The following is a 17,415-nucleotide window of genomic DNA, read 5'->3' as shown; positions in this document are numbered from 1 at the left end:
TTTTTATGCACCCACACATGATCAAACTGCTCAGCCTCTCGGCCCTGACCCTCGGCATTCTCGCTGCCGGCAACGCCCGCGCCGACGCTGACGGCGCAAGCGTCACGCCACCGAAGTTCACCGCCGAGCCGTGCTGCAACCTGTGCCCGGCTGCCCATGACGCGAAGAACTACACCACGCGTTATCAGCAGAACTTCACCACGCTGGTCCAAGCCCAGGGCGACTGGCTGTTCCGTACTCAGGAAGACCTGCGCACCGAGTTCAACACTACGCCGGCCGGCTACAAGCGCCTGCAGCAGTTGCACGATGCGTTCAAGAGCAAAGGCGTGGAGCTGGTGATCGTTTACCAGCCGACCCGTGGCCTGGTGAACCGCAACAAGCTCAACCCGCAGGAAAAAGCCGCGTTCGATTACGAGAAAGCGCTGGGCAACTACAAGACCATGCTCGGCCGTTTCGCCAAGATGGGTTACGTGGTGCCGGATCTGTCGCCACTGACCAACGAATCGCTGCCGGACACCCTGCCCGCCCACGATTTCTACTTCCGTGGCGACCAGCACTGGACACCTTACGGTGCCCAGCGCACGGCAAAAATCGTCGCCGAAAAGGTCAAGCAGATCCCGGCCTTCGCCGACATTCCCAAGCGTGAATTCGAGACCAAGCGCTCCGGACGCATGGGCAAGACCGGCACCCTGCACAACATGGCCGGGCAACTGTGCGGCACCAGCTACGCGATCCAGTACATGGACCAGTTCACCACCGAGCCGAAAGGCGAGGCCGGCGACGGCGATCTGTTCGGCGATTCCGGCAATCCGCAGATCACCCTGGTCGGTACGTCGCACAGCGGCAAGAACTACAACTTCGCCGGTTTCCTCGAAGAAGCCATCGGCGCCGACATTCTCAACGTGGCCTTCCCCGGCGGCGGTTTCGAAGGTTCGATGCTGCAGTACCTGGGCAGCGAAGAATTCCAGAAGACCCCGCCGAAGATTCTCATCTGGGAATTCTCGCCGCTGTATCGCCTCGACCAGGAAACCATCTATCGCCAGATGATGGCGCTGCTCGATAACGGTTGCGAAGGCAAAGACGCGCAGATGTCCGCCAGCACCACGCTGAAGCCAGGCAGCAAGCAAGAACTGCTGGTCAACAGCAAGAACCTGAACCTGCAAAACGCCAACCATCAGGTCGATATCCGCTTCGCCGACACCTCGGTGAAAACCCTGCAAGCCACCCTCTGGTACATGAACGGTCGCCACGAGGACATCAAGATCGAGAAACCGGAAACCTCCGACACCGACGGTCGTTTCGCCTTTGAGCTGCGCACGGACGAAGACTGGGCCTCGCAAAATCTGCTGGCCGTTGAAGTCCAGGGTCCTGAAGCCGGACCTGGCGCCACGCCACAAAAAGTCGAAGCGAAAATCTGCAAACGCAACGTATTCCCGGGCGTCGGTCAACAGACCGCGCAGCTCGGGCAATGAGGTCTGCTATGCGAAATCCGAAACTGAAAAACCTGTTGGCACCGACACTTCTGAGCCTGGCGATGTTCGCCGGGGCGACTCAGGCCGCCGCGCCATTGCGTCCGCCGCAGGGCTACTTCGCCCCGGTGGATAAATTCAAGACCGGCGACAACAGCGATGGCTGCGACGCGATGCCGGCGCCGTACACCGGTCCGCTGCAATTTCGCAGCAAATACGAAGGTTCGGACAAGGCCCGCGCAACGCTGAACGTGCAGTCGGAAAAAGCCTTTCGCGACACCACCAAAGACATCACTACGCTGGAGCGCGGCACCGCCAAGCGCGTCATGCAGTTCATGCGCGACGGTCGCCCGGAGCAGCTCGAATGCACGCTCGACTGGCTGACCGCGTGGGCCAAGGCTGACGCGTTGATGTCCAAAGACTTCAACCACACCGGCAAGTCGATGCGCAAATGGGCGCTGGGCAGCATGGCCTCGTCATACATTCGCCTGAAGTTCTCCGACTCGCATCCACTGGCCCAGCACCAGCAGGAAGCGCAGCTGATCGAAGCCTGGTTCAGCAAAATGGCCGATCAGGTGGTCAGCGACTGGGACAACCTGCCGCTGGAAAAAACCAACAACCACTCGTACTGGGCTGCCTGGTCGGTGATGGCCACCGCCGTCGCCACCAACCGCCGCGACCTGTTCGACTGGGCGGTGAAGGAATACAAGGTTGGCGTCAACCAGGTCGACGCCGACGGCTTCCTGCCCAACGAACTCAAGCGCCAGCAACGCGCCCTCGCCTATCACAACTACGCCCTGCCGCCGCTGGCAATGATCGCCAGTTTCGCCCAGGTCAATGGTGTGGATCTGCGTCAGGAGAACAACGGCGCGCTGAAGCGTCTGGGTGATCGGGTGTTGGCCGGCGTGAAGGACCCTGACGAGTTCGAAGAAAAGAACGGCAAAAAGCAGGACATGACCGACCTGAAAGAGGACATGAAATTCGCCTGGCTCGAACCCTTCTGCACGCTCTACACCTGCGCGCCGGAGGTGATCGAGAAGAAACGCGACATGCAACCGTTCAAGACTTTCCGTCTTGGCGGCGACCTGACCAAGGTCTACGACCCGTCGCACGAAAAGGGCAACAAGGGTTCGTAAGGCCAGACGCAAAGCCCTGTAGGAGCTGCCGCAGGCTGCGATCTTTTGATCTGGCTTTTGAAGATCAAGATCAAAAGATCGCAGCCTGCGGCAGCTCCTACATGAATCGGTGTCAGGTTTGAGATTTGTGAGTTGACCCTCCGGTTTTTCGTGGGGGGTTTGGGGGGGCTTTGGCCCTTGACTGTTGGTTCAAACATGGAGAGATCGGGATGGTATTTTCATCCAACGTGTTCCTGTTTCTGTTCTTGCCGATCTTTCTCGGCTTGTACTACCTGAGCGGGCAACGCTATCGCAACCTGCTGCTGCTGATCGCCAGCTACGTGTTCTACGCCTGGTGGCGAGTGGACTTCCTCGCGCTGTTCGCAGCGGTCACGCTGTGGAACTACTGGATCGGCCTGAAGGTCGGTGCCGCCGGCGTTAGAACCAAACCGGCGCAGCGCTGGCTGCTGCTCGGTGTGGCCGTCGACCTGTGCATCCTTGGCTACTTCAAGTACGCCAACTTCGGTGTCGACAGCATCAACGAAATCATGACTTCGTTCGGTCTCGAACCGTTCATCCTGACTCACGTGCTGTTGCCGATCGGTATTTCGTTCTACATCTTCGAATCGATCAGCTACATCATCGACGTCTACCGTGGCGACACTCCGGCCACGCGCAACTTGATCGACTTCGCAGCCTTCGTGGCGATCTTCCCGCACCTGATCGCCGGCCCGGTTCTGCGTTTCCGTGACCTCGCCGATCAGTTCAACAACCGCACGCACACCCTCGACAAGTTTTCCGAGGGCTGCACGCGGTTCATGCAGGGTTTCATCAAGAAAGTCTTCATTGCCGACACCCTCGCCGTGGTCGCCGACCATTGCTTCGCCTTGCAGAACCCGACCACGGGCGATGCCTGGCTCGGTGCGCTGGCGTACACCGCGCAGCTGTATTTCGACTTCTCCGGTTACAGCGACATGGCCATCGGCCTGGGCTTGATGATGGGTTTCCGCTTCATGGAAAACTTCAAGCAGCCGTACATCAGCCAGTCGATCACCGAGTTCTGGCGCCGCTGGCACATCAGCCTGTCGACCTGGCTGCGTGACTACCTGTACATCACCCTCGGCGGTAACCGTAAAGGCACACTGATGACCTATCGCAACCTGTTCCTGACCATGCTGCTCGGTGGTCTGTGGCACGGCGCGAACATCACTTACATCATCTGGGGCGCCTGGCACGGTATGTGGCTGGCGATCGAAAAAATGCTCGGCCTGAACACTTCGCCGCGCAGCCTCAACCCGATCCGCTGGGCACTCACCTTCCTGCTGGTGGTGATGGGCTGGGTGATCTTCCGTGCCGAGAACCTGCACGTCGCCGGTCGCATGTACGGTGCAATGTTCAGCTTCGGCGACTGGTCGCTGTCGGAACTCAATCAGGCCAGCCTCACCGGTCTGCAAGTAGCGACTCTGGTGGTGGCTTACGTAACCCTGGCGTTCTTCGGCCTGCGTGATCTGTACACCAATCAGCCGCCAGCCAAGACCAAGCCGGAAGTCAACGTCGAGGCCGATGGCCCTGCCACCGCGACCCCGGGAATGATCAAGGCAGCGCCTGGGGAAAATCCGGCGAGCATCCACGAACCTGGCTACACCGTCGGCGTCGAAGCCCAGGTGCAACCGGCCTACTGGACCGCTGACTGGTCGCGCTACGTGATGCGCGGGCTGATCCTGCTGCTGTTCATCGCCTCGATTCTCAAACTCTCGGCGCAAAGCTTCTCGCCGTTCCTTTACTTCCAGTTCTGAGGGATCTGACATGACCCGCTCATTACGCATCTTCTACATCGCCCTGTTCCTGGTGACGCTGTTGGTCCTCGGTCTGTGGTCGATTCGCAGCTTCTTCGGCTTCAGCACCAATGCCGATGCGACGGTGCTCAATGGCCGCTGGACCAAGGCGGTGGAAACCCACTACGACGATGAATTCCCGATCAAGCGTCTGGGCACCAACCTCTGGGCCGCGCTGGATTTCAAACTGTTCAACGAAGGTCGTCCGGGCGTCGTGCTCGGCCGCGACCAGTGGTTGTACAGCGATGAGGAATTCAACCCGATCGTCAACGAACAGCAGAACCTGCAAGGCAACTACGCGCTGGTCGAAGGCGTGCGTCAGACCCTGAAAGAGAAAGGCGTGAAACTGGTGATGGCGATCGTGCCGGCCAAGGTGCGTCTGTATCCGGAGCATCTGGATGAAGTGAAGCCTTCGAGCATTCACCAGAACCTCTATCAGGATTTCCACGCCCGTGTCGCGGCCGACAAGATCCTCGCCCCTGACCTGCTCGGCCCGCTGCAACAGGCCAAGCAGAACGGTCAGCAAGTGTTCCTGCGCACCGACACCCACTGGACGCCGGAAGGCGCCGAGATCGCAGCCAACAGGCTGGCGAAAACCATTGCCGAGAAATTCCCGCTGAGCGGCGAGCCACAGCGCTTCGTCACCACGCCAGCAGAGAAGGTCACGCACAAGGGCGATCTGCGTCTGTTCCTGCCGCTCGATCCGCTGTTCGAAAACATGATGCCGGCGCCTGAGCCGCTGCTCAAACGCAACACCGTTGCCGCCGAGCAGCCTGCCGGTGACGACGCGCTGTTCGCCAACAGCGAAGTACCGGTCGCGCTGATCGGCACCAGCTACAGCGCCAACCCCAACTGGAACTTCGTCGGTGCGCTCAAACAAGCGCTGCACAGTGACGTCGTCAACTACGCCGAAGACGGCCACGGCCCGATTCTGCCGATGCTCAGCTACCTGAAAAGCGATGACTTCAAGAACAGCCCGCCGCAAGTGCTGATCTGGGAGTTTCCTGAACGATATCTGCCTGTGAACAACGAAATCGGCGACGCCGACCCGCAGTGGGTCGCAGAGCTCAAACAAGCCGGCGCCCGCCAACAAAACGTAGCCATCAACACTAAATCCGAGACGCCCGATCGGGCGCAAAACTGAAAGAGAGGTACACCATGACTTTCACTACTACTCCTCGTCGTCTCGCTAAAAGCTTCGCACTGGTTGCTGGCCTCAGCGTACTTTCCGTCCCAGCCTTCGCCGGTGGCGACGCCGCGCTGTATGGCCCGACCGCACCGAAAGGCTCGACCTTCGTGCGTGTCTACAACGCCAGCAACGCTGAAGTCAGCGCGACCGTCGGCAGCACCAACCTGAGCGATATCGCGCCATTGGCCAGCAGCGATTTCAGCTTCATGCCGGGCGGCGACTACAGCGCCAAAGTCGGCAGCCAGACCCTGCCGGTGAAACTCGCCGGTGACCACTACTACACCCTGGTCAACAACGCTTCCGGCGCGCCACAACTGATCGAAGAACCGCCGTTCAAGAACAAGCAGAAATCCCTGGTACGTGTGCAGAACCTCAGCGACAAGCCGCTGACCCTGAAGACCGCCGACGGCAAGACCGAAGTGGTGCCGAACGTGGCAGCCAAGGGCCGTGGCGAACGTGAAATCAACCCGGTGAAAGTCAGCCTGGCGCTGTACGAAGGCGACAAGAAAGTCGGCGACGTGAAACCGGTCGCGCTGGAGCGTGGTGAGGCAGCCGTGCTGTACGTCACCGGCAACGGCAGCAACCTGTCGCCAGTCTGGGTGAAACGCCCGGTTTCGACTCGCTAATCGCTCGAGCTATCAGCTACTAGCTTCAAGCTGCAAGTGAAGTGCTTCTAACTCACCACTTGCAGCTTGCAGCTCTCAACTGCATTTTATGGAGTAAACATTATGATTCCGGTGATCTTGTCAGGTGGTAGCGGTTCGCGTCTGTGGCCTCTTTCGCGCAAGCAATTCCCCAAGCAATTCCTCGCCCTGACCGGCGAACACACGCTGTTCCAGCAAACCCTCGAGCGTCTGGTGTTCGAAGGCATGGACACGCCGATCGTGGTCTGCAACAAGGAACACCGTTTCATCGTCAACGAGCAACTGGCCGCGCGCAATCTGGAATGCCAGCGCATCCTGATGGAACCGTTCGGCCGTAACACGTCGCCGGCCGTGGCCCTGACCGCGATGATGCTGGTCAATGAAGGTCGTGACGAACTGATGCTGGTGCTGCCGGCCGACCACGTGCTGGAAGACCAGAAAGCCCTGCAACGCGCGCTGGCCCTGGCCACCGTCGCTGCGGAAAACGGTGAAATGGTCCTGTTCGGCGTGCCGGCGACCAAACCGGAAACCGGCTACGGCTACATCAAATCCACTGCTGATTCGCTGCTGCCCGAAGGCGTCAGCCGCGTCTCGCATTTCGTCGAAAAACCGGACGTCAAGCGCGCCACCGAGTACGTCGAATCCGGCGGTTACTACTGGAACAGCGGCATGTTCCTGTTCCGTGCCAGCCGCTTCCTCGAAGAACTGAAAAAGCACGATCCGGACATCTACGACACCTGCCTGCTGACCCTCGAGCGCAGCCAGCAGGACGCCGACACCATCACCTTCGACGAAGCCACCTTCGCCTGCTGCCCGGACAACTCCATCGACTACTCGGTGATGGAAAAAACCCAGCGCGCCTGCGTAGTGCCGCTGACCGCCGGCTGGAGCGATGTCGGCTGCTGGTCGTCGCTGTGGGAAGTCAACGAGAAAGATGCCAACGGCAACGTCAGCAAAGGCGACGTGGTGATTCAGGACAGCAAGAACTGCATGATCCACGGCAACGGCAAACTGGTCTCGGTGATCGGTCTGGAAAACATCGTCGTGGTCGAAACCAAAGACGCGATGATGATTGCCCACAAGGACAAGGTTCAGGGCGTCAAGCAGATGGTCAACACGCTCAACGAGCAGGGCCGCAGCGAAACCCAGAACCACTGCGAAGTCTATCGTCCGTGGGGCTCGTACGACTCGGTGGACATGGGCGGGCGTTTCCAGGTCAAGCACATCTCGGTCAAGCCGGGCGCGTGCCTGTCGCTGCAGATGCACCACCACCGCGCCGAACACTGGATTGTGGTCAGCGGCACCGCCGAAGTGACCTGCGACGAAAACGTGTTCCTGCTCACCGAAAACCAGTCGACCTACATCCCGATCGCCTCGGTGCACCGCCTGCGCAACCCGGGCAAGATCCCGCTGGAAATCATCGAAGTGCAGTCGGGTTCGTACCTGGGTGAAGACGATATCGAGCGTTTCGAAGATATCTACGGCCGCTCCACCCCGATCGAACGCGGCGTGTCGGTGAAGACCATCGCGCAGTAATCGATCGCTAAAACGAGAAGCCCTCGTCCAGCCCGTTGCGTTCCCTATCCGCAGCGGGCTGGGCGGGGGCTTTTTTTGCTCGAACTCTGTGTCGTCTGAACTGGCCTCTTCGCGAGCAGGCTCGCTCCCACAGGGGAATGCGTTTCAAGTGTGGGAGCGAGCCTGCTCGCGAAGAGGCCCGGTCAGACACCGCAAGTCCCGATGCCCATCGCCAACCTCACCTACGCTTAGGTAGGATGACCCTCTCTCTCTCGAGGTTGTGCGACATGTTCATCGGCATTTTGCTGGTCATCACCTGGCTTATCCTGCTGTTGCGCTATCCGGCCAAGGCCCTGCCGGTGTCGGTGGCGGCGGCGATTGGCCTGGGCTTCGTGGCCATGTGGGTCGTCTGGCTGGACAACCGCGAAATCAAGCAACTGGCGCGCCTTGAGATGCGTATTGCTTATGCCCCGGAACAATGCCCAGCCGATCGCCCGCTGCAATTGAAAATGAAAAACGGCAATGATGTGCCCCTGACCGAACTGCGCTGGCGCATCGCCGCCTACGCCCCGGGCGATACGGTCAACCTGGCAGACAACCAATACACCGCGCCACGCTATCGCGGTCCCGGCGAATTGCAGGCCGGCGGCGAATGGGAGGACTGTCTGCCCCTGCCACCGCTACGCCCCGGCTATCGCCCGCAAACCCTGGAGTTTCGCGCCGAGCATTTGCAGGGCAGTTTCTCCGACTGATCCCCTCCTCCGATTTTTTGCATAAGGAATGCGCCATGCCCGTTGCGTTGATCACCGGTTGTTCCAGCGGCATAGGCCGCGCCCTCGCCGATGCCTTCAAAGCGGCCGGATACGAAGTCTGGGCCAGTGCGCGCAAGACGCAAGACGTCGCCGCGCTCAGCGCCGCCGGTTTCACCGCGATCCAGCTGGACGTCAACGATGGCGCCGCGCTGGAACAACTCGTCGAGCGCCTCAACCAGCAACACGGCGGCCTCGACGTATTGATCAACAACGCCGGTTACGGCGCCATGGGGCCGTTGCTCGACGGCGGTGTAGCGGCCATGCAGCGCCAGTTCAAGACCAATGTCTTCTCGATCATCGGCGTCACCCGCGCGCTGTTTCCGCTGCTGCGTCAGGCCAAAGGTCTGGTGGTGAATATCGGCAGCGTTTCAGGGGTCTTGGTCACGCCATTCGCCGGCGCCTACTGCGCCTCGAAAGCGGCGGTGCATGCGCTGAGCGATGCCCTGCGCATGGAGCTGGCGCCGTTCGGTATCCGCGTGATGGAAGTCCAGCCCGGCGCGATCGAATCGAGTTTCGCAAAGAATGCCGGGCATGAAGCCGAGCAGTTGATCAACGAGCAATCACCATGGTTTCCGCTGCGTGAAGGCATTCGCGCACGGGCCAAGGCATCGCAGGATAAACCGACACCGGCGATTGAATTTGCTGCGCAGCTGTTGATGGCTGTGCAACAGAGCAAGCCGCCAAGGCTGGTGCGCATCGGCAATGGCAGCCGGGCGTTGCCGTTGTTGGCGGCGTTGTTGCCGAAAGCTTTGCTGGAATCGACTTTGATGAAGCGCTTCGGCTTGCGCGCACAACTCTGACACTCACCGTCACCCTCCATAGTGAGACCAACGGTATCCAGACCTGTCAGAGTTGACAGTAGGCGACCCTCGAAGGAAGGCCTACTGTGAGTCCAGGCCCGGTGAGCGCATGGTTGAGACCTTGTCATAGCCCGGCGAGCAAACAACCTCACAGCTACCAGCGCAGGGACGTGTATGACAACCGTAAACAAAGCCGCGAACATCAGGGCGACAATCGACGCTACATGGGGAAGTGGCCAGGGCAAACTTCGACTGGACGACATATTCCGCGATGACCCGACAAGGTCTCGCCCGCTGACCGGGTCGGCTCTGCTGGATGATAAATCGCTGATGGTTACCAGTACCTTCGACAAGGGTGTCTTCTTCATTTCGAAGCTGAACCACTTGGGTGCCGTCGACCTGACGTTCGGGGTCGAAGGGCGAGTCACGGGATCGTTTTTTCCCAATGAGCAGGCCGCTGGCGGGCCGATTGCCGCAGGCAACGACGGACGATTGTTCATGGCGGGCAGCACCACCAACGGGAAGGCGGGCGAGGTGTTCCCAGCGATTCTATGCCTTGACCGCAAGGGCAACCGAGTGACCGAATTTGGCGACAATGGCCAAGTCATCATCAACCATACCCAAGCGCCGTGGCCCGTAATACAAGGGCCCAGGTTCGTACTCGCGTTACCCGATAACAGCGTGGTAGTTGGGGTGGATCATTACACCGGTGCTCCATTCAATGTGAAGTTGTACAAGGCGTTTCTGTACAAATTCAACGCTGAGGGCCAACCCGAGAACGCATTCGGCAAAAACGGCTGCGTTGAAATCGTCGGCATCCAGCCGAGCTCTGTCAGCTCCCTCAGCGACGGATGCGTACTGGATGACGGACGCTTGTTATTCGCGGGCTACGAAAAGAGAGACAACGACTTGAACTCGGCTGGTCTCATCGTAATGTTGAACGCGGATGGCACGCTCAACCAGGCATTCGGCGAACCGCAAAGACCCGGTTTTCTGGTGGTAGATCCCAGTTCCCGCGGTGCCGAACTGCATACCGTAAAGCAGCGAGCCCCTGGCAAATTTACGGCATCTGGCTACACCAAAAAGTCCAACATCTGGACTAATCAATTCGGCATGTTGATCGCCTTCGACGAAAAAGGCGGCAAAGACTACGAGATCAATGGCGGCGAAATTACCCGGCCCCTTCTACCGGAGTTCGGCGACAACAGAGTGGTTAACTGGACGGACCATGCAACTTTCAACCATAACCTGGTGTTCTCCGGCGCAGACGAAGCGGGCAATTTTGTCGGCTGCCTGATATCCAGTGACGGCAACTACAGCCCTGATTTTTATGATGGGCGAAGCATCATTCGCGAGGACGTACCCACGCTACCACTCTCCACACTTCATTATCAGCAGGACCCGAGCAAACTGGTGGTTGCCCTGAACATCAATCCGGAAAACCCTGTGGGCTGTCTGTATCGCTACAACATTGCCCAGTAGGTGGCAGGATCACCGCGTCGCCCGGTTCAAGGGCGACCCGGTCGATCAATTGTCTGCCAGGTCCTGCTTCACCACTACCGTGCAAGTAATCCCTGCCGCCAGCAACACTCCTTCCGGCACCTCATCAATGTGAATCCGCACCGGCACGCGCTGCGCCAGGCGGACCCAGTTGAACGTCGGGTTAACGTCAGCGATCAGCTCGCGGCTCTCCGGGTTGTCGCGGTCGTAGATGCCACGTGAAATGCTTTCGACATGGCCCTTGAGCACTTCACCGCTCATGAGCTGCATGTCGGCTTGGTCACCGACTTTGACGTGCGGCAGTTTGGTTTCTTCGAAAAAGCCGTAAACCCAGAATGAATTCATGTCGACCACGGCCATCTTCGCCTCGCCGATGCGCGCGTAGTCGCCGCGATGCACGTTCAGGTTGGTCACGTAGCCGTCCACTGCGGCGCGCACTTCGGTGCGTTTGAGGTTGAGTTCGGCGGCTTCAAGCTGCGCCTGGGCGTGTTGGTAATCGGCCAGCGCGGCGTCAGCGATGTTGCTGGCGTCGTCGCGGTTCTCTTTGGAGATCACCAGATTGTCGAGGTCGGCGCGGCGGTGGGCGTTGACCTTGCGCATTTCCCAGGTCGACTTGCGCGAAGCCACCAGTGACTGCGCCTGCTTGACCGCGATGCGGTAGTGCTCGGGGTCGATGCGCATCAGCAGATCGCCCTTCTTCACCAGCTGGTTGTCACGCACCGGCACTTCAACCACTTCGCCGGTGACGTCGGCGGCGACGTTGATGATGTCGGCGCGCACGCGGCCATCGCGGGTCCACGGCGTGTTCATGTAGTGCTCCCACAGCGTACGGCCGATCCACAGCGCCAAGGCCAGCACCAGCAGGGTCGCGAGCAGGCTGAAAAACTTTTTCATCAAGATGTTCTCAACGGTAGACAGTCAGCGCCATGGCGCCGAACAGACAGGTAAACAGGCTCAGACGCAGCAGCGCCGGGTGCCAGAAAAAACGGTACAGGTCGAACCCCGAAAGGAAGCGGTCCAGCGCCCAGGCCAGTCCCGCAGCGACAAAAAACATCAGGGTCATGGTCGGCATGTACACGCCGTGGAAGGCAATTTCACGAGGCATGGGTGAGTCCTTCGGGCCGGGCGGGAGCGAATTCGGCCAGGGGTGATTGCGGGTCGAGCAGCGAGGTGCGGATAAAGTGCAGATAGCTCTTCACCCGGCGCAACGCCGAGGTATCAAAGTGCGGCGCGAACGGCTCATCGGTGGCGGCAACGCGGCTGATCGCGTGGTCGACCGCCACCAGTGCGCGCTCAAGATTGCTAGCGTTCGGCTGCAGAAACAGACGCACCAGCGCACGCCCCATCACGCGGATTGCCTGGCGCCAAGGCTGCGATTCGGCATACGCCGGGTGCACCGGCAGGATCGCCTGCTCCTTGCGCAACTCGATGATCGCGTGGCCGACTTCAAGCACCACGAACATCCAGCGCAGCAGACTCTTTTGTACCTTCGGCTGCCCTGCCGCGAGGCCATAGGCCTGATGCAGCAGATCGCGGGTGCGGCTCTCGAAACGCGAGGCCAGGCCCTTGAGTTTGCCGCTGATCGCGTAGACCACTTGCCCACGCAAGTCCTGCTCCAGGCGCTGCCACAGCCAGCGACTGTTCGGCGGCAGAATGATCGCCCCCGCCGCCGCACACACGAGCATGCCCATGACCATGGCGATGTAGTCGTTGATGAAGGTGTAGGGGTTGTAGATCGTCAGGTTGTCCGGCACTGAACCGGTGCTGAAAAAAATCAGCAGGCCCAATCCGACACCGGCGTATTGCGGTCGTGAAGCGAGAAACGAACCGAGCACGATGACCGGTGCGAGCATTACGCACAGCAAAGGAAATCCATCGATCCTGGGGAAGATGAAAAACATCTCCACGAAGCCGATCAGTGCACCGAGAAAAGTCCCGCAGGCCATTTGAAAGGCCATGCGCTTGGGGTTCGGTGTGGCAGCGGACAGGCCGACGGTGGCGGCGGCGATCAGGGTCATGGTCGCCCCGCTCGGCCACGCCGTGGCCACCCAGTAACTGCTCAGCACAATCAGGATGAACGAGGCACGAATTCCCGACGCGGCTGCCGCCCACCAGTTGGTTTGCGGAGTGAAAGGCTCGTCCCAGCGCTCACGTTCGTGGCGATGATCAGCGAGTGAAGCGTGGGTCTGTGCATAACTGTGCAGGTCATCGACGAAGCGATAGAGCAATTCGTAGGCGGTGTGAAAATCCAGTTGTTCGGCTTCGCTTGGCCCCGTGTCCTGAAAGATCCCGCGCAAGGTGCGTACCCGCGCGGGCAAGCCTTCCTTGTAGCTCGCAAGCGCGGTGGCCAAACGTGCCGCATCGGGGCTGGTCAGGGCGCGACCGCTGAAGCCGTCGAGCACTTCGGCGAGATCCTGCAGACCCGGTTTGATCGCCGCAACAACATGTTCTTCGCTATTGCCGCGCAGGCGTTCAAGCAATTGATGCAAGGCGTTGAAGCGCGTGGTGATGCCCATGAACTCGCTGTTCAAACGACTCAGCCGACCGTTGCGCCGGCGCATGTGTGGGTCTTCGAACACGGTCACGCTGCGCAGTCCTTCCAGGCCCACGGCTTCGGCAATGAAACGCACGTTGCTGGCCTCGAACGCCTCGGCTTTGCTGCGCCCGCGCAAGCCGTCGGTGACGAACAAGGCGAACACGCCGAAGCGCTGATACAAGGCGTTGCGCATTGCCGCGCTGGCGGTTTGCGGCAGAATCGCCGCGCTGATCAGCGTCGAACAGAGAATCCCCAGCGAAATCTCCAGCACTCGCCAGACTGCCGCCATAAAGGCGCCGTCCGGGTGCGCCAGCGCCGGCAGACCGACCATCGCTGCGGTGTAACCGGCGAGAACAAAACCATACGCGCGAAAGTTGCGGCAACGCGCGGCACCGGCCGAGCAGATGCCGACCCAGATCGCCAGCGAGCCGAGAAACAGCTCGGTGTTCTGCGCGAACAAAGCGATCAGCGTGACCATCATCGCCGACCCCGCCAGCGTGCCGAGCAAGCGATAAAAACTCTTGGCGAACACCTGACCGCTCTGCGGCTGCATGACGATGAACACGGTGATCATTGCCGTACGCGGTTGCGGCAGTTCCAGGCGCATGGCCAGCCACAGGGTGAGAAACGCGGCGAGCAACACCTTGAAGATATACACCCAGGTCACGCCATCGCTGCGTGCCCAGTCGAAAAAACCGCGACGCCATTCCAGGGAGTGGAGCCAGCGTAGAGGGGCGGGCAAGGAGGTCATTGAAAATACTCAGGCATGCAATCCGGACTCGAAACCTGTGGGAGCAAGCCTGCTCGCGAAAGCGCAGTCTCAGGCAACATGTTCATTGACTGATACGCCCTCTTCGCGAGCAGGCTCGCTCCCACACTGGATGCTGTGTTCAACGCAGAAGCGCCGGGGTTTTCGGGGCCTGGGTCTGCTCGGCTGTCGGCACGTCATCACCCGCTCCGAGGCCGCCGCCGAGCGCCGTCACCAATTCGGCATGCGCACTCAACCGCGCCGCCTGCACTTGCTGCTGCACTTGCTGCTGTTTGAACAGCAACGTCTGCGCATTGAGTACGTTGAGGTAATCAGTGAGGCCACGTTGATAGGCGATCATCGCGATGTCGTAGGTCTTCTGCGCTGCGGCCACGGATTCGGCGGCGAAGTCCTGCTGCTTGTCCATCGACTCGCGGCGGATCAACTGATCGGAAATGTTCTTCAGTGCGTTGATCAGCGTCTGATTGTAGTGCGCCACGGCGATGTCATAACCGGCCGCCGCTTCGCCCAATTCGCCACGCAGGCGGCCGCCGTCGAAGACCGGCAACGAGATCGCCGGGCCAACGTTGTAGTTGAGTTTCTTGCCGGTCAGAAACTCCAGCGCCCCGCCGCCGGTAGCCATGTAGCCGAGGCTGCCGACCAGGTCGACATTGGGGTAGAAACCACCGTGGGCGACATCGATGCCGCGCGCCTGCGCCGCCACTTGCCAGCGACTGGCGACCACGTCGGGACGCTGGCCGAGCAGTTCGGCGGGCAATGCCGAGGGCAGTTTCAATGGCGTCGCGAGGGACAGCGTCGGCCGTTGCAGCTGTGCAGCAGCGCCAGGGCCTTTGCCAGCGAGTGCAGCAATCTGGTTGCGACTCAGGGCGATTTCCTCGTCCAGCGCATCGAGCTGGCGATGAGTCTCCGGCAGCGGTGTTTCGGCCTGGCTGACTTCGAAGTGCGTGCCGATCCCGCCGCTCAGGCGTTTCTGTGCCAGATCGAGAATCTGCTGTTGCTGCTGGAGCGTCGCCGCGACGATGTCGCGCTGGGCGTAATGCAGCGACAACTCGATGTAGGCGCGGACCAGATTGCTCTGCAGTTCCAGCTGCGCCAGTCGCGCCTCGGCCACGCTCACATGGGCCAGATCCACCGCGCGTTCACTGGCATTGCGCTCGCGGCCCCAGAGGTCCAAGGCGTAGCTGAAGCCGAGCGCGGCGTTGTTGTCCCACGTGGTGGTGTTGGCCAGATCGCCGGGGCCGTAGAATTGATCGGTCGGCCAGTTGTGGCGCTTGAGGGTCGACTCGCCATTGATCTGCAACGCCTCGGCCGCTTCGGCAACACCGGCCATGGCCTTGGCCTGACGCACCCGCGCAGCAGCCATGGCCATGCTCGGGCTGCCTTGCACGGCGAGGTCGCTCCAGTGATCGAGTTGCGCATCGCCAAATGCTCGCCACCATTGTGCGCTGGGCCAGTGGGCGTCCTTGGCAGCCTCGGCAATGGCCGCGTCGGTGGCCAGTGAATCAGCCGCAAGCGTCTCGCCGTGAGGGGCAATGCCTTGGGTAGAGATGCAGCCGCCGAGAGCCAGGGTTAAAGCCAGAACACTGAGCGGCAAAAGCGCTCTGTTGATGCGAGGCGGCACAGCTGCGAATTCCTGAGAGAGGGATAGATCGAGGGACTTGTGTAGGAGCTGCCGAAGGCTGCGATCTTTTGATCTTTTTAAAGACAAAGATCGCAGCCTTCGGCAGCTCCTACAGGGATCGGCGCAATTCTATGGAGGTGCCTCTGCGGCGATAAGCTGGGATTTCTGTGAATCTTTGTTACGGTTAACGAGATAATCCCTTGGTCGGGGGTCTCAGCCCCTGAAACTTCGTGTCACAATTTGCCATCTCCCTTGAGAGCACCCCATGGACACTTTGCAAAACATGCGCGCCTTCAGTTGTGTTGCCGAAGCGGGCAGCTTCACCGCCGCCGCCGTGCAACTCGACACCACCACCGCCAACGTCTCGCGCGCGGTCTCCAACCTAGAAGCCCATCTGCAAACCCGTCTGCTCAATCGCACAACCCGGCGCATCGCCCTGACCGAGGCCGGCAAACGCTACCTGCTGCGCTGCGAACAAATTCTCGCCTACGTCGAAGAAGCCGAGGCGGAAGCCAGCGACGCCCACGCGCGCCCGGCGGGGCAGTTGAAAGTACACACCATGACCGGCATCGGTCAGCACTTCGTCATCGACGCCATCGCCCGCTACCGCAAGACCCACCCCGACGTGACCTTCGACCTGACCCTGGCCAACCGCGTGCCGGACCTGCTCGACGAGGGCTACGACGTGTCCATCGTGCTGGCCAGCGAACTGCCCGATTCCGGCTTCGTCTCGCAACGCCTGGGCATCACCTACAGCATCGTCTGCGCCTCGCCGGCCTACGTAAAAGCCAACGGCGCCGCACAGAAACCCAGCGACCTGCTCAACCACGCCTGCCTGCGCCTGGTCAGCCCGGTGATCCCGCTGGAGAAATGGGCCTTCGACGGCCCGGACGGCCAGGAAACGGTCACCATCAACAGCTCGCCATTCCTGGTGAACTCCGCCGACGCCATGAAAACCGCGATCACCAGCGGCATGGGCGTCGGCGTGCTGCCGGTCTACGCCGCCATCGAAGGCCTGCGCAACGGCACCCTGGTGCGCGTAATGCCAAACTACCGCTCGCAGGAACTCAATCTCTACGCGATCTACCCGTCGCGGCAGTACCTGGATGCGAAGATCAAGACCTGGGTGGAGTATTTACGCGGATCGTTGCCGGAAATACTGGCGGCGCATCAGGCGGAACTGGTTGCGTATGAACTGACCGGGAGCCTGGCTGGCGCCCGCGTCGCCACCTGAGTTTTAAACACTCGCAGGTTTCCTGTAGCAGCTGACGAGTGCAACGTGGCTGCGATCTTTTGATCTTGCTGTTTAAAAATCAAAAGATCGCAGCCTACGGCAGCTCCTACATCGTGGTGTTTACGGGGAAGTTTCCGACAGGTTTTGCAGGTTGTCCGTCGGAAGTGCGGTGGCTAGGATTTGGTGGTTGCTGACGAATCAGCGACCGGGTCTGGAAAACCCGCAGGATCACAGCGCATGACATAATGCCGCGCTCTTTCAGCGCCGGTATTCAGTTATGGCGGCTGTACGTGGGAGACCTTCGGGTCTGCCGGGTTTGATCCTTTGCCGGTTTTTCCAGTCCGCGTACAGCTGCCACCCCTTTCGCCTGGAAAAC

The 17,415-nt window shown here is 60.4% G+C and carries 14 protein-coding genes; 10 read left to right on the top strand and 4 right to left on the bottom strand.

Going from position 1 to position 17,415, the window contains the following annotated elements; genetic code table 11:
• Positions 1-5 precede the first annotated feature (5 nt).
• The 9 genes from AC4IHP_RS15585 to AC4IHP_RS15545 all read left to right on the top strand — a co-directional run bounded on the left by AC4IHP_RS15585 (position 6) and on the right by AC4IHP_RS15545 (position 10,861).
• A complete protein-coding gene (locus AC4IHP_RS15585; RefSeq protein WP_460124191.1) occupies positions 6-1,472 on the top strand; it encodes an alginate O-acetyltransferase in 1,467 nt (488 codons plus the stop codon).
• Between the two features lie 8 nt (positions 1,473-1,480).
• Entirely contained in the window at positions 1,481-2,605 is a 1,125-nt protein-coding gene (locus tag AC4IHP_RS15580) for a mannuronate-specific alginate lyase (protein WP_490832100.1), read from the top strand.
• A gap of 209 nt (positions 2,606-2,814) precedes the next feature.
• A complete protein-coding gene (locus tag AC4IHP_RS15575; protein WP_024011674.1) occupies positions 2,815-4,380 on the top strand; it encodes an MBOAT family O-acyltransferase in 1,566 nt (521 codons plus the stop codon).
• Between the two features lie 10 nt (positions 4,381-4,390).
• Entirely contained in the window at positions 4,391-5,563 is a 1,173-nt protein-coding gene (locus AC4IHP_RS15570; protein ID WP_490832099.1) for an alginate O-acetyltransferase, read from the top strand.
• Between the two features lie 14 nt (positions 5,564-5,577).
• The gene (locus AC4IHP_RS15565) at positions 5,578-6,234 is read left to right on the top strand and encodes an alginate O-acetyltransferase AlgF (RefSeq protein ID WP_016771605.1); all 657 of its coding nucleotides are present in this window, start codon (positions 5,578-5,580) and stop codon (positions 6,232-6,234) included.
• A gap of 102 nt (positions 6,235-6,336) precedes the next feature.
• The gene (locus AC4IHP_RS15560; protein ID WP_315435692.1) at positions 6,337-7,788 is read left to right on the top strand and encodes a mannose-1-phosphate guanylyltransferase/mannose-6-phosphate isomerase; all 1,452 of its coding nucleotides are present in this window, start codon (positions 6,337-6,339) and stop codon (positions 7,786-7,788) included.
• A gap of 266 nt (positions 7,789-8,054) precedes the next feature.
• Positions 8,055-8,519 (top strand): multidrug transporter, encoded by a 465-nt coding sequence (locus AC4IHP_RS15555; RefSeq protein WP_460124183.1) that lies wholly within the window; start codon positions 8,055-8,057, stop codon positions 8,517-8,519.
• A gap of 35 nt (positions 8,520-8,554) precedes the next feature.
• Positions 8,555-9,379: an SDR family oxidoreductase gene (locus tag AC4IHP_RS15550; protein WP_490832098.1), complete on the top strand. Its 825-nt coding sequence runs from the start codon at positions 8,555-8,557 to the stop codon at positions 9,377-9,379.
• A gap of 174 nt (positions 9,380-9,553) precedes the next feature.
• Positions 9,554-10,861, top strand: a complete 1,308-nt coding sequence (locus AC4IHP_RS15545) for an NHL repeat-containing protein (RefSeq protein WP_490832097.1) — start codon at positions 9,554-9,556, stop codon at positions 10,859-10,861.
• A gap of 45 nt (positions 10,862-10,906) precedes the next feature.
• On the opposite strand, the gene AC4IHP_RS15540 is transcribed toward AC4IHP_RS15545, so the two are convergent.
• The 4 genes from AC4IHP_RS15540 to AC4IHP_RS15525 all read right to left on the bottom strand — a co-directional run bounded on the left by AC4IHP_RS15540 (position 10,907) and on the right by AC4IHP_RS15525 (position 15,805).
• Positions 10,907-11,773: an efflux RND transporter periplasmic adaptor subunit gene (locus AC4IHP_RS15540; RefSeq protein WP_400556018.1), complete on the bottom strand. Its 867-nt coding sequence runs from the start codon at positions 11,771-11,773 to the stop codon at positions 10,907-10,909.
• Between the two features lie 10 nt (positions 11,774-11,783).
• Entirely contained in the window at positions 11,784-11,984 is a 201-nt protein-coding gene (locus AC4IHP_RS15535; RefSeq protein ID WP_041479478.1) for a DUF1656 domain-containing protein, read from the bottom strand.
• Entirely contained in the window at positions 11,974-14,166 is a 2,193-nt protein-coding gene (locus AC4IHP_RS15530; protein ID WP_490832096.1) for an FUSC family protein, read from the bottom strand. The genes AC4IHP_RS15535 and AC4IHP_RS15530 overlap by 11 nt, the downstream gene beginning before the upstream one ends.
• 139 nt (positions 14,167-14,305) lie before the next feature.
• On the bottom strand, positions 14,306-15,805 hold the full coding sequence (locus tag AC4IHP_RS15525) for an efflux transporter outer membrane subunit (RefSeq protein ID WP_490832095.1): 1,500 nt from the start codon (positions 15,803-15,805) through the stop codon (positions 14,306-14,308).
• 265 nt (positions 15,806-16,070) lie between these two features.
• Between AC4IHP_RS15525 and AC4IHP_RS15520 the strand changes: the two genes are divergently transcribed.
• On the top strand, positions 16,071-17,039 hold the full coding sequence (locus AC4IHP_RS15520; RefSeq protein WP_460124166.1) for a LysR family transcriptional regulator: 969 nt from the start codon (positions 16,071-16,073) through the stop codon (positions 17,037-17,039).
• The last annotated feature ends 376 nt before the right edge of the window (positions 17,040-17,415 follow it).

Source organism: Pseudomonas sp. UF-293 (genome assembly GCF_058245595.1).
Note: the sequence above shows the minus strand (reverse complement) of the source record. Positions and strands in the feature narration are given on the sequence as shown.

What these genes read in the sequence shown, in the direction of transcription:
- AC4IHP_RS15570 (WP_490832099.1), top strand. Translation starts at nt 4,391, where the DNA reads ATGACCCGCTCATTACGCATCTTCTACATCGCCCTGTTCCTGGTGACG.
- AC4IHP_RS15575 (WP_024011674.1), top strand. Translation starts at nt 2,815, where the DNA reads ATGGTATTTTCATCCAACGTGTTCCTGTTTCTGTTCTTGCCGATCTTT.
- AC4IHP_RS15550 (WP_490832098.1), top strand. Translation starts at nt 8,555, where the DNA reads ATGCCCGTTGCGTTGATCACCGGTTGTTCCAGCGGCATAGGCCGCGCC.
- AC4IHP_RS15535 (WP_041479478.1), bottom strand. Translation starts at nt 11,984, where the DNA reads ATGCCTCGTGAAATTGCCTTCCACGGCGTGTACATGCCGACCATGACC.
- AC4IHP_RS15560 (WP_315435692.1), top strand. Translation starts at nt 6,337, where the DNA reads ATGATTCCGGTGATCTTGTCAGGTGGTAGCGGTTCGCGTCTGTGGCCT.
- AC4IHP_RS15555 (WP_460124183.1), top strand. Translation starts at nt 8,055, where the DNA reads ATGTTCATCGGCATTTTGCTGGTCATCACCTGGCTTATCCTGCTGTTG.
- AC4IHP_RS15530 (WP_490832096.1), bottom strand. Translation starts at nt 14,166, where the DNA reads ATGACCTCCTTGCCCGCCCCTCTACGCTGGCTCCACTCCCTGGAATGG.
- AC4IHP_RS15585 (WP_460124191.1), top strand. Translation starts at nt 6, where the DNA reads ATGCACCCACACATGATCAAACTGCTCAGCCTCTCGGCCCTGACCCTC.
- AC4IHP_RS15565 (WP_016771605.1), top strand. Translation starts at nt 5,578, where the DNA reads ATGACTTTCACTACTACTCCTCGTCGTCTCGCTAAAAGCTTCGCACTG.
- AC4IHP_RS15545 (WP_490832097.1), top strand. Translation starts at nt 9,554, where the DNA reads ATGACAACCGTAAACAAAGCCGCGAACATCAGGGCGACAATCGACGCT.
- AC4IHP_RS15580 (WP_490832100.1), top strand. Translation starts at nt 1,481, where the DNA reads ATGCGAAATCCGAAACTGAAAAACCTGTTGGCACCGACACTTCTGAGC.
- AC4IHP_RS15540 (WP_400556018.1), bottom strand. Translation starts at nt 11,773, where the DNA reads ATGAAAAAGTTTTTCAGCCTGCTCGCGACCCTGCTGGTGCTGGCCTTG.
- AC4IHP_RS15520 (WP_460124166.1), top strand. Translation starts at nt 16,071, where the DNA reads ATGGACACTTTGCAAAACATGCGCGCCTTCAGTTGTGTTGCCGAAGCG.